We start from the raw sequence: 10,929 nt of genomic DNA on the forward strand, positions 1-10,929 counted from the left end.
GAGTCCTCAGGCCGCTTCGTCGGTCTGGATCTGACGCTGCAGCACCGACGAGAACTCTTCCTGGAACACTTCGTAGCGCGAGGCCACGCGCTCGACCTTGTTGGCGAAGCGGTTGTACGCCCACACCGCCGGGATCGCGGCGAACAGGCCCATGGCAGTGGCGATCAGCGCTTCGGAGATGTGCGGCGCCACCACGGCGATGGTGACATCCTTCATTTCACCCAGGCCCTGGAAGGCGCCCATGATGCCGATGACGGTGCCGAACAGGCCGACGTACGGGCTGATCGAACCCACGTTGGCGAGGAATTCCAGGTTGCGTTCCAGGCGGCCGATCTCGCGGGTGCCGGCCACGCGCATGGCGCGCTCGGAACCTTCGATGACCACGCGCATGTCATGCACGCGGCGCTGGCGCTGGCGCACGAATTCGCGGAAGCCCGACTCGAACACGTTTTCCATGCCGCCGTTCTCGGCGCCGCGATTGCTCACTTCGCGGAACAGCTGGGCCAGGTCGGCGCCGGACCAGAAGCGCTCTTCGAAGCCCTCGGCCTCCTGCATCGCGGACTTCAGCTGTGCGTGCTTGCGGATGATGATCACCCAGGAGAGGAAGGAGAACACCAGCAGCACCAGCATGACGGCCTGCACCAGGATGCTCGCTTCCGCGATCAACTTGAAAATGTTCAATCCACCGTTCATTGCTTGGGGGTTCTCCAGCGCACGTACTTTTATTTAAGGGGAAAGGCCGGGGATGAGGTCGGCCGGAATTTGTACAGGACGCATGCGGCGAACATCGACGCACGCCACGCGTACCTTTGCGCGGATCAGCTCCGCGCCGTCCGCCCGGCGGATCGTCTGGGCGAAAAGGATACTGGCTGCCCGCCGTTCTTTGACTTCCACGCTTACCGCCAGTTCATCATCCAGCAGGGCCGCGCGCAGGAAGTCGATCTGCATTTCCCGCACCAGGAAGGCCAGGCCGGTGCTTTCCTTGACGGCGGACTGGTTGATGCCCAGGGCACGCAACCACTCGCTGCGTGCACGTTCCATGAAACGCAGGTAGCTGGCGTGGTAGACCACCCCGCCCGCATCGGTATCTTCCCAATAGACGCGCACCGGCCATTCGAACGGCTCGGTGGCGGTGAGCTGGCTTGTATCAGACATCGGAATTGTCGGCAGTGAAGAGGTCGGCGGACACCGAGGGACGCGGCGGCGGGGTCAGGCCCAGATGGCGCCAGCCCTTGGCGCTGGCCATGCGGCCCCGCGCGGTGCGCACCAGGTAACCCTGCTGGATCAGGTAAGGCTCGACCACGTCCTCGAGGGTGCCGCGGTCTTCGCTGAGCGCGGCGGCCAGCGATTCCACCCCCACCGGACCGCCATCGAAATTCTCGATGATGATGGTCAGCAGGCGGCGATCGAGCTCGTCGAAACCCTCGGCATCGATCTTGAGCATGTCGGTGGCGGCGCGGGCGGCATCGCGGGTGATCTGACCTGCCGCGCGCACTTCCGCGTAATCGCGCACGCGACGCAGCAGGCGGTTGGCGATACGCGGCGTGCCGCGCGAGCGGCGGGCGATTTCCTGCGCGCCTTCCAGCTCGCAGGGAATGCCCAGGATGCGCGCCGAACGCCGCACGATGGCGGTGAGCTCGTCGGGCGTATAGAACTCCAAACGCTGCACGATGCCGAAGCGGTCGCGCAGCGGCGCGGTGAGCAGGCCGGCGCGGGTGGTGGCACCGATCAGCGTGAACGGCGGCAGGTCGAGCTTGATCGAGCGGGCCGCGGGGCCTTCGCCGATCATGATGTCGATCTGGAAGTCTTCCATCGCCGGGTAGAGCACTTCCTCGACCACCGGCGAGAGGCGATGGATCTCGTCCACGAACAGCACGTCGTGCGGCTCGAGGTTGGTCAACAGCGCCGCCAGGTCCCCTGCCCGCTCCAGCACCGGGCCGGAGGTGGAGCGCAGGTTGACGCCCAGCTCGTTGGCGATCACGTGGCTCAGCGTGGTCTTGCCCAGGCCGGGCGGCCCGAAGATCAGCACGTGATCGAGCGCGCCACCGCGCTTCTTGGCCGCCTCGATATAGATCGACAGTTGCTCGCGCACCGTCTGCTGGCCCAGGTATTCGGTCAGTCGCTTGGGACGGATGGAAGCCTCGAGGGCCTCGTCGTCCATCTGGGCGGCAGCGGTAACGATGCGGTGTTCGGTCATGGGGCGAAATTATGGCAGAGCAGGGTGACGCAGGCTTGAAAAAAAGCCCGCTCACCCGGCACCCAGCATGGGAAAGGGCGCCGAAGCGCCCTTTTCGTCAAATTTCGACCTGGGCACCCAGTTCGATCAGACGATTGCCCGGTATCTGGAAGAACGCGGTGGCCGGCAGTGCGTTGCGCGCCATGAAGGCGAACAACTTGTCCCGCCACAGCGCCATGCCCGGCCGGCGGGCGTCGGCGACGATGGTTTCGCGCGACAGGAAGAAGGTGGTGTCCATCATGTCGAACGGCAGGCCCAGCTTGGAGCACTTGGACAGCGCCCTGGGAATGTTCGGATCTTCCGCAAAACCGAAACGCAGGCTCAAGCCGTAGAAGTCGCCGCCCAGCTCGGTGATCTCGATGCGCTCGCCCGGATCGGCCGTGGGCGTTTCCAGCGTTTCCACCGTCAGCAGCACATTGCGCTCGTGCAGCACTTTGTTGTGCTTGAGGTTGTGCAACAGCGCATGCGGCACGGCGTTCTGGTTGGCGGTGAGGAATACCGCTGTGCCCGGCACGCGCAGTGGCGGATGCTCGCTGATGTTCTCGATGAACGGTTCCAGCGCCAGTCCGCTTTGCTTGATCTCGCGGATCACCAGCTCGCGACCGCGGCGCCAGGTCGTCATCACGATGAAGATCCACACGCCCAACACCAGCGGGAACCAGCCGCCGTGGGCGATCTTCAACGCGTTGGCACCGAAGAAGGCCAGGTCCAGCGTCAGCAGCAGAATGCCCACGGGAATGAGCACGACCCAGTTCCAGTGCCAGTGACGGCGCGCCACCACCAAGGCCAGCAGCGTGGTCATGGTCATGGTGCCGGTCACGGCAATGCCGTAGGCGGCGCCGAGATTGTCGGAACTGCGGAAACCCAGCACGGCGCCGAACACCAGCACCATCAACATGCGATTGACCCACGGCACAAAAATTTGCCCGGACATTTCGCGCGAGGTGTGCACCACCGGCATGCGCATCGAATAACCCAGCGACATCGCTTCGCGGGTCATCGAGAACGCGCCGGAGATGACCGCCTGCGAAGCGATCACGGCTGCCGCGGTGGCCAGCGCGATCATCGGATAGAGCAGGCTATCGGGCACCAGCAGGTAGAACGGACTCTCGATCGCCGCCGGATTGTTCAGCAGCAGCACGCCCTGGCCGAAGTAGTTCAGCAGCAACGCCGGCAGCACGAAGAAGAACCACGCGCGGCGGATCGGCTTCTTGCCGAAATGACCCATGTCGGCATACAGCGCCTCGGCGCCTGTCAGCGACAGCACCACGCCGCCCAGCGCAATGAACGAGGCGTAGCCGTGGCTGATGAAAAAACGCACGGCGTAAACCGGACTCAACGCCCACAACACCTGCGGGTGCTGCATGATCTGGTTGACGCCCAGCACCGCCAGCACCACGAACCACACGATCATCACCGGCGCAAACGCCTTGCCCACCGCATCGGTGCCGTGGCGCTGCAGCGCGAACATGCCGGCCAGGATCACCAGCGCAATGATCACCACGAAACGCGACAGCGATGGCGCCGCCACTTCCAGGCCCTCGACCGCGCCGAGCACGGAAATCGCGGGAGTGATCACGCCGTCGCCGTAGAACAGCGCGGCGCCGAAGATGCCGATCAGGCCCAGGATCCAGCGCGCCCGCGCCGATCCGCTCATGGAGCGCTGGGCCAGCGCCATCAGCGCCATGATGCCGCCCTCGCCCTTGTTGTCGGCGCGCATCACGAAGGTCACGTATTTCAACGACACCACGATGATCAACGACCAGAAGATCAGCGACAGCACGCCCAGCACGGCACCGGGCGTCGGCGTCATGCCGTGCGTGCCCAGCGTTTCCTTCATGGTGTAAAGCGGACTGGTACCGATGTCGCCGAACACGACACCAATGGCGCCCAGCGCAAGCTTCATCATGCGACGGCGCAGATCGATCGCGCTGTCGCCCTGTGTGCTTTCGTGGCCCACGTATCAGCTCCCTAATGCGGCGCGCAGCGCCTTGCGGATGATCGATTCGGCGGTATCGCCTTCGGCGGCCACCTTTTGCACCAGGCGGGTCACTTCCGCCGGCTTGTAGCCCAGTTGCTGCAGCGCCACCGTGGCTTCGCCCGCCGGATCGAGCGGCGCGCCGTTCGGAGCGGCATGCGTGCCGGGCAGCGTGATGCCCAGTCCGTCCACGCGATCGCGCAGCTCCACCACCATGCGTTCGGCCGTCTTCTTGCCGATGCCGGGAATCTTGGTGAGCGCGACCACGTCGCCCGTTTGCACCAGCCGGGCGAAATCGTTGGTGGATACGCCCGACAGCACGGCCAGCGCGATCTTCGCGCCGATGCCGCTGACTTTCTGCAGGTTGCGGAACAGGGTGCGCTCGGATTCGTGCATGAATCCGTACAGCGCCACGCTGTCTTCCTTCACCGCGTAGTGCGTGAGCAGGGTGACTTCCTTGCCGGTTTGCGGCAGGTCGTAGATGGTGGACATGGGCGCTTCGAGTTCATAACCCACGCCACCCACTTCCACCATCAGCCACGGCGGCTGCTTGGACACCAGGGTGCCGCGCAAACGACCGATCATCGACGCCTCCAGGCGGTCCGGGGAATACCCACGCGCGCAAGGCTGGCACGGGTGTGTGCATGGGTCACCGCCACAGCGAGCGCGTCTGCCGCGTCTGCCTGCAGGGGCCCTTTGAGTCCGAGCAGGACGCCGATCATGTGCTGCACCTGGGTCTTGTCGCCTCGGCCGCTGCCAACCACGGCCTGCTTTACTTCTGTCGCCGCGTATTCGTGCACCGCGATCCCCTGGCTGACCACCGCGCAGATCGCGGCGCCCCTCGCCTGCCCCAGCTTCAATGCCGAATCCGGGTTGCGCGCCATGAACACGCGCTCCACCCCGCACTCATCCGGGCGATGGGCGGCGATGATGGCACACAGCTCGTCAAATATGCGTTTCAGGCGCAGCGGAAAGGTGGCCTCGCCAGCTACCGCCAGCGCGCCATGGAAGACATGGGACAGCTTGCCGCTGGCGTCGACATCGATGATGCCGACACCGGTGCGCTGGCTGCCCGGGTCAATGCCGATGATGCGGGTCATGGGCGAAGGCTCGCCGCGGGCCGGTGACAGCCGCGTACTTAGCCGGCGGCCTCGGCAGGCAGCAGGGCGTTGTGCGAGACCTCGCTGACGTCGTCGAGCCCGTCGAGCTTCTCCAGCAGGTCAAGCAGCGACTCCAGCGCCTCGCCGGGTACCGGCAAGCGGTTGCTCGGGCGCATGCCGACGCCGGCGTGCTCCGCGTGCAGACCGGCCGCGGCCAGCGCCTGCTGCACGGCTTCGAAGTTTTCCGGCGCGCACAGCACGGTGCTTTCGCCGTTCTCGTTCACCACGTCGTCGGCGCCTGCTTCGAGTGCGGCCTCCAGCACTTTTTCCTCGGCGGCTTCATCGCCGCCGGTGGCGAATACCAGCTCACCCACGCGGGCGAACTGGAATGCCACGGAACCGGAGGTGCCCAGGTTGCCGCCATGCTTGGTCAGCGCGTGGCGCACGTCGGCCACGGTGCGGGTCGGGTTGTCGGTGAAGCAGTCGATGATCAGCGCGATGCCGGCCGGGCCGTAGCCCTCGTAGCGCAGCTCTTCCATCGCCGCGCCGCCGTCGGCACCCGAGCCGCGCTTGATCGCGCGCTCGATGGTGTCCTTGGTCATGTTGGCCGACAACGCCTTGTCCACCGCCGAGCGCAGGCGCGGATTGGCGGACGGATCGGCGACGCCGGCGCGTGTTGCCACGGTGATTTCGCGGATCAGCTTAGTGAACACCTTGGCGCGCTTGGCGTCTTCGGCGTTCTTGCGACCTTCGATGGACGGGCCTCTACCCATGGCACTTCCTGCAAATCTGGTGAACGGACAAGCCGCGAATTGTATCGCTTCACGGTGTCGGACGGGCAAGCGGCACTCAAAGTGAGTTGCCAGGCGGGCTCAGAGCCTGTTCAAGCTCTCCGCGTGGTCGAACGCGCCTTGCTGGAGGAACTGGGTGACCTGTCGCGCGGCCTCCTGCGAAAACAGCAGGCCGGTGTGGTTGGTCTCGATGGCGCAATGGTCGGCGATGCCCGGCAGGCAGGTTTCCTCGACCGTCACGCAGCCATCGTTGTCGCCGTCGAACTGGCCGATCATGGCGCCCAGGCCCAGCGACACCTTGCCGGCGATCACGCCGACCTCGCGCTCACCGTTCCAGTGGTCCAGGCCGTTTTCCAGCAGTTCGCGATTGTGGCCGAGCAACACCTCGCCACCCCGCCCCATGCCGGCAAACCGACGCGCCGCCGCGCTGCCCTTGAGCGGCGAGCCCAGACAGACCACACGCCCCGGCGGCAAGGCCACGTCCACGCAGGCCTGCAGCGCCAGCAAACCGCCCAGGCTGTGCCCGACCAGATGCACCCGATGGGCGTCCTGTCCCAGTTCGTGGATCTGTGCCTGCAGGCTGTTGAGGATGCGCGGCTGCGAGGCGGCCACGCTCATGTAGTCGAAACGATGCACGCGAAAACCCGCCTCCATCATTCGCCGATGCAGCAGCAAGAGCGCGAAACCGCGCATCCAGAGGCCGTGCAGGAGAATGACGTGATCGGTCATGGCGCGTAAGGGACATTCATCGACGACGGGAACCACCGGGCTTTTGCAGCCCGGTCATCCTGAAGAGTCCATTGTGCATAAAAAGTTGCGACCGGGCCGCGACGCAGTGCGCGGATGCCTTCGCGTGGCGACGCTTGAGCATGCGATCTGCTGCCCATCATTCCGGCGCAGGCCGGAATCCAGGGGGCCAGTGGGCGCCTTTCGTGGCCACGCATGCTTTTGGGGCTCGACGCGAAAGCCCTGCTCGTTCGCCACTGGATTCCGGCCTGCGCCGGAATGACGAGCGAACGAACCGGGCGCTTTCTTACCCAGCCGTCTTCGCCTCCGCCGCCACCTTCACGTGCAGCTCCTTGAGCTGCGACTCGCCGACCGGCGACGGTGCGTCGGTCATCAAGTCCTGCGCGCTGGTGGTCTTGGGGAAGGCGATCACGTCGCGGATCGATTCCGTGCCCGCCATAAGCGCTGCGATGCGGTCGATACCGAAGGCCAGGCCGCCGTGCGGCGGCGCGCCGAACTTCAGCGCCTTGAGCAGGAAGCCGAACTTCATCTCGGCCTCTTCCGGGGTGATGCCGAGCAGGTCGAACACGGTGCTCTGCATGTCCGGGCGATGGATACGGATGGAACCGCCGCCAATCTCGGCGCCGTTGAGCACCATGTCGTAACCGCGGCTCACCGCGTTGGACGCGTTCGCGCGCAACTCGGCGATGTCGTCCACCTTCGGCGCCGTGAACGGATGATGCAGGGCGACGAAGCGCTTCTCTTCCTCGTCGTATTCGAACATCGGGAAGTCGGTGACCCACAGCGGCTTCCAGCTGTTTTCGACCAGGCCGCGATCCTTGCCGACCTTCAGGCGCAGCGCGCCCATGAAATCGGTGACTGCCTTCCACGCGCCCGCGCCGAAGAACACCATGTCGCCGCTCTCGGCACCGGTGAGCTTGAGCACGCCTTCCAGCGCCTTGTCGTCGAGGAACTTGGCCACCGGCGAATTGATGCCGTCGCGGCCCTTGGACAGATCGTCCACGCGCAACCAGGCCAGGCCCTTGGCGCCGTACTTGGCCACGTATTCGGTCAGCTGGTCGATTTCCTTGCGGGTGAAGCTGGCGCCGCCCGGCACGCGCAACGCGGCCACGCGACCGTTGTCGGCGTTGGCCGGTTCGGCGAACACCTTGAACTCCACGTGCTTGACCGCGTCGGCGATGTCGACCAGTTCCAGCGCAATGCGCAGGTCCGGCTTGTCCGAACCGAAGCGACGCATCGCCTCGGCCCAGGTCATGCGCGGGAAGACCGCGTCGAGCTCGACGTTCACCACTTCCTTGAACACGTGGCGGATCAGTTCCTCGACGAAATCCTGCACGTCCTTCTCTTCGACGAAGGCGAATTCGAGGTCGAGCTGGGTGAATTCCGGCTGGCGATCGGCGCGCAGGTCTTCGTCACGGAAGCAACGGGCGATCTGATAGTAGCGGTCGAAACCGGCCATCATCAGGATCTGCTTGAACAGCTGCGGCGACTGCGGCAGCGCGTAGAACTGGCCCGGATGCACGCGGCTGGGCACCAGGTAGTCGCGCGCGCCTTCGGGCGTGGCCTTGGTCAGGATCGGCGTTTCGATGTCCTGGAAACCGGCCGCATCCAGATAGCGGCGCAGCGACTGCACCAGCTTGATGCGACGGCGCATCATCTTCTGCATGTCGGGGCGGCGCAGGTCGAGATAGCGGTAGGTCATCCGCATGTCTTCGTTCGGATTCTCGTGCATCGCGAACGGCAGATCCTTCGCGGCATTGAGGATCTCGACCGTGTCGGCCAGCAGCTCCACCGTGCCGGTGCGCAGCTTGTCGTTGACCGACAGGCGCTTGCGGATGGTGCCGGTGACGCGCAGGCAGTATTCGTTGCCGATCTCGTTGGCCACCGCGAACGCCTCGGCGTTCTCGCGCTCGATCACCACCTGGGCCAGGCCCTCGTGGTCGCGCAGGTCGACGAAAGCCACGTGGCTCTGCAGGCGAAGGGTGTTGACCCAACCACACAGGGTGACGGTCTGGCCGACCAGTGCCTCATCGATGAGGCCGCAAAAATGCGTGCGCATGCGCTTGGAACTCCGGGCCGACTAGCGGCGTGATGCGTGGACAAGTAGACCCGGAATGTTAACACCGGCAGCCCCGGCGGCGGACGCCGGGCGCGGCCCGAAGACCGCGCCCAGGCCCGTGTTTCACCCGATTACCAGCGGCGATTGACCGAGAACAGGCCGCGGCAGCCCTTGGAAACCCACACGCCGGCGCGATTCCAGCCCCAGCTGTAACCCTGCTGGCAGGCCGATCCTGACAACTGTCGCACCAACACGGCATTGCCGCGCGCGCCCACGTCCACCTGGCAGAAGTGGTACTGCTTGTCGTTGCTTTCGCACTGCAGGCGGATCTCGCGATCCCAGTCGGGACCCGGGCGCCAGCCCCCTTGATCCGGCGGCGGTCGATAACCCGGCGGCGGGTAATAGCCACCGCCTCCGCGTCCCATTTCGACGAACTGCCCGCGGCAGCCGCGATCCACCCACAGGCCACCGCGATCGACGCCCCAGGTCTGCCCGCGGATGCACGGGCTGTTCGATTCCTGCCGGATCATTTCGGCATCGCGCCACGGCACCTGGCAACGCGTAAAGCGGCCATCGTCGCTGCCGCAGCGCACCTGGTCGCGCCCCTGCGCCTGGGCGACCGGAGCGGACATCCACAAAAGGCCGGCCACAAGGCCCGTCGCCACACCCATCAAGCCAGTTCGTATCCGGAACATCGACCCCACTCCTTCATGTGACGGCTTGTCACGCTAGTGGGGATATCTTCAACCGGAATTGAATATCTTGCGACTGTTTCGTAGAAACCTGCCGGCCGGCTATCCGGCGTTCAGACGGCCGGCCCGTCAGCTCTCGCCGGACGAACCCGACGACCCGCTGGAAGCTGTCGATGCGCTGGTTCCGGCGGAGCTCGACGAGGTCGACTGAGCCCCGCTGTCGCCGGCCAGGTTGCGCTTCTTGTCGCCGTCTTTCTTGAAGTCGGTTTCGTACCAACCGCTACCGGCCAGGCGAAAGCCCGGTGCGCTCAGGCGACGCTTCACTTCAGCCACGTCGCAGGCCGGGCACACCGACGGATCGGGGTCGGAGATCTTCTGCAGGCGGTCAAACCGGTGGCCGCAGCTGCTGCATTCGAATTCGTAGATAGGCATGGACACTCCACAGGATCAGCCGCCGCGCCGGCATCAGGCTCCGGCCGCGGGCGGCGACAATCGGCCATTATCGAGGCGAACGGCGCGAATTCAATGATAGTGCGACCGGCTGCAGTGCACCCGGCAGCAAGGATGCGAGGCCGGAAGCGCAGTGAAGAATCTCGGCCCGCGCTCGCTTTCTCAGGTTCCAGGCTGCACGCCTAGAAGAACACTCCGGGGTTCACCGAGAAGCGCTCGGAGAGGTTTCGAATGTGCTCCACCGTCAAGCTGCGCTTACCGGCCAGAATCTCGGACACGACACTCTGGCGACCGATCTCCGGCAGCTGATTCTGCGTGAGATGGTGTTGATCCATCAGGAAGCGCACGACGTCGACACCGCGCACATGAGGCTGCGGGTAGTGCGCCTGGTCGTAGGCATAGATCAGGTCGCTCACCGTCATGAACAACGAATGCTGCGGGTGCGCCTCATCCATGGCGCCTTCTTCGAGCAGGGCATCGGCGATCCGGGTTGCCTCGTCGTAGTCTTGTTCACTGGCGATGTGGCGCACGCAAGTGACCTCCTGAAAGGTCTCCCAGGCTTCGGCAAGGGTGGCAAGAGCAAGCGCGCTCATTTCCATTTTCCTTTGTTGTACTCGGCGTGGGTCAGCACGTGCTTGATGTAGCAGGTCTGCTGGCTGAAGCTGATGCCAGTGACGATGCGATAGTGATTCCCGCGGATATCGAAGATGTACTTCTCTTCGTAGATATCCATCGATCCGAACGTCCGGCGAAGATCGTGAAAGCTGTAGAACTGATTGCCTTCCATCAGCTTCCGCCAGATCTGCAGCGGGCCATCGGCATCGGGATGAGCCGCTCCAAACACGGCCAGCCGCTTGTTTGATATCACTCGCACAG

The 10,929-nt window shown here is 64.9% G+C and carries 13 protein-coding genes; all 13 read right to left on the reverse strand.

Going from position 1 to position 10,929, the window contains the following annotated elements; all coding sequences use genetic code 11:
• Positions 1–6: 6 nt before the first annotated feature.
• On the reverse strand, positions 7–693 hold the full coding sequence (gene tolQ / locus ACN9MB_RS18055; RefSeq protein ID WP_204637043.1) for a protein TolQ: 687 nt from the start codon (positions 691–693) through the stop codon (positions 7–9).
• Between the two features lie 33 nt (positions 694–726).
• Complete coding sequence (gene ybgC, locus ACN9MB_RS18060; protein ID WP_426269787.1) at positions 727–1,155, reverse strand: tol-pal system-associated acyl-CoA thioesterase; 429 nt, start codon at positions 1,153–1,155, stop codon at positions 727–729.
• Positions 1,148–2,197, reverse strand: coding sequence for a Holliday junction branch migration DNA helicase RuvB (gene ruvB / locus ACN9MB_RS18065; RefSeq protein ID WP_204637046.1), 1,050 nt, complete (start codon positions 2,195–2,197; stop codon positions 1,148–1,150). Before ruvB ends, ybgC begins: the two co-directional genes overlap by 8 nt.
• A gap of 97 nt (positions 2,198–2,294) precedes the next feature.
• The gene (locus ACN9MB_RS18070; protein ID WP_204637372.1) at positions 2,295–4,145 is read right to left on the reverse strand and encodes a potassium transporter Kup; all 1,851 of its coding nucleotides are present in this window, start codon (positions 4,143–4,145) and stop codon (positions 2,295–2,297) included.
• A gap of 54 nt (positions 4,146–4,199) precedes the next feature.
• Positions 4,200–4,799 (reverse strand): Holliday junction branch migration protein RuvA, encoded by a 600-nt coding sequence (ruvA, locus tag ACN9MB_RS18075; protein ID WP_204637047.1) that lies wholly within the window; start codon positions 4,797–4,799, stop codon positions 4,200–4,202.
• Complete coding sequence (ruvC, locus tag ACN9MB_RS18080) at positions 4,796–5,314, reverse strand: crossover junction endodeoxyribonuclease RuvC (RefSeq protein WP_426269788.1); 519 nt, start codon at positions 5,312–5,314, stop codon at positions 4,796–4,798. The genes ruvA and ruvC overlap by 4 nt, the downstream gene beginning before the upstream one ends.
• Positions 5,315–5,352: 38 nt before the next feature.
• Positions 5,353–6,087 carry a YebC/PmpR family DNA-binding transcriptional regulator gene (locus ACN9MB_RS18085; RefSeq protein ID WP_204637051.1) on the reverse strand — a complete coding sequence of 245 codons (735 nt, stop codon included), beginning with the start codon at positions 6,085–6,087 and terminating at the stop codon, positions 5,353–5,355.
• Positions 6,088–6,186: 99 nt separating this feature from the next.
• Positions 6,187–6,834: an esterase/lipase family protein gene (locus tag ACN9MB_RS18090; protein ID WP_204637052.1), complete on the reverse strand. Its 648-nt coding sequence runs from the start codon at positions 6,832–6,834 to the stop codon at positions 6,187–6,189.
• 304 nt (positions 6,835–7,138) lie between these two features.
• Positions 7,139–8,911: an aspartate--tRNA ligase gene (gene aspS, locus ACN9MB_RS18095; protein WP_204637053.1), complete on the reverse strand. Its 1,773-nt coding sequence runs from the start codon at positions 8,909–8,911 to the stop codon at positions 7,139–7,141.
• A 131-nt stretch (positions 8,912–9,042) separates the two neighbouring features.
• A complete protein-coding gene (locus ACN9MB_RS18100) occupies positions 9,043–9,606 on the reverse strand; it encodes a DUF3011 domain-containing protein (RefSeq protein WP_426269789.1) in 564 nt (187 codons plus the stop codon).
• A 126-nt stretch (positions 9,607–9,732) separates the two neighbouring features.
• Positions 9,733–10,035: an FmdB family zinc ribbon protein gene (locus tag ACN9MB_RS18105; protein WP_204637054.1), complete on the reverse strand. Its 303-nt coding sequence runs from the start codon at positions 10,033–10,035 to the stop codon at positions 9,733–9,735.
• A gap of 200 nt (positions 10,036–10,235) precedes the next feature.
• Positions 10,236–10,646 carry a helix-turn-helix domain-containing protein gene (locus tag ACN9MB_RS18110; RefSeq protein WP_204637055.1) on the reverse strand — a complete coding sequence of 137 codons (411 nt, stop codon included), beginning with the start codon at positions 10,644–10,646 and terminating at the stop codon, positions 10,236–10,238.
• Positions 10,643–10,927 carry a type II toxin-antitoxin system HigB family toxin gene (locus ACN9MB_RS18115; protein ID WP_426269790.1) on the reverse strand — a complete coding sequence of 95 codons (285 nt, stop codon included), beginning with the start codon at positions 10,925–10,927 and terminating at the stop codon, positions 10,643–10,645. Before ACN9MB_RS18115 ends, ACN9MB_RS18110 begins: the two co-directional genes overlap by 4 nt.
• Positions 10,928–10,929 lie beyond the last annotated feature (2 nt).

It is taken from the genome of Dyella kyungheensis, from assembly GCF_049913195.1.
In the GTDB taxonomy this organism is placed as follows: domain Bacteria; phylum Pseudomonadota; class Gammaproteobacteria; order Xanthomonadales; family Rhodanobacteraceae; genus Dyella; species Dyella kyungheensis.